This window comes from Acinetobacter sp. DMC2 (genome assembly GCF_056314305.1).
Window position 1 is genome coordinate 1 of the sequence record NZ_JBQUYP010000020.1, and the last position, 540, is coordinate 540.

Consider the following 540-nt stretch of genomic DNA (forward strand, 5'->3'; position numbering starts at 1 on the left):
TACTGCCCACACTGTGATGGTCCATTGTTCAAAGGCAAACGTGTTGCGGTGATTGGTGGGGGTAACTCAGGTGTTGAAGCTGCAATTGACCTTGCAGGAATTGTTGAACATGTGACTTTGGTTGAGTTCGATACAAAACTACGTGCTGACCAAGTTTTGCAAAACAAACTGCATAGCTTGCCAAACACAACAGTGATTATGAATGCCTTAAGTACAGAAGTGTTGGGTGATGGCTCACAAGTGACTGGTCTTAAATATAAAGACCGTGCGACTGATGAAGAGCATGTAGTCGAGCTAGCAGGGATCTTTGTACAGATTGGTTTATTGCCAAATACTGACTTCTTAAAAGACAGTGAAGTTGAGTTAACCAACCGTGGTGAGATCATTGTCAATGATCGCAACGAAACCAATGTCAAAGGTGTATTTGCTGCAGGTGACTGTACGACTGTACCTTACAAGCAAATCATTATTGCTACAGGTGAAGGTGCTAAAGCATCACTCTCTGCGTTTGATTACATCATCCGTTCTGGGCAATAAAAT

At 42.6% G+C, this 540-nt stretch carries 1 protein-coding gene; it reads left to right on the forward strand.

Annotated features, from left to right (window positions below; all coding sequences use genetic code 11):
• On the forward strand, nt 1-537 hold a 537-nt coding region (locus tag ACT53H_RS19125), incomplete at its 5' end, for an FAD-dependent oxidoreductase (RefSeq protein ID WP_476009879.1).
• Nucleotides 538-540 lie beyond the last annotated feature (3 nt).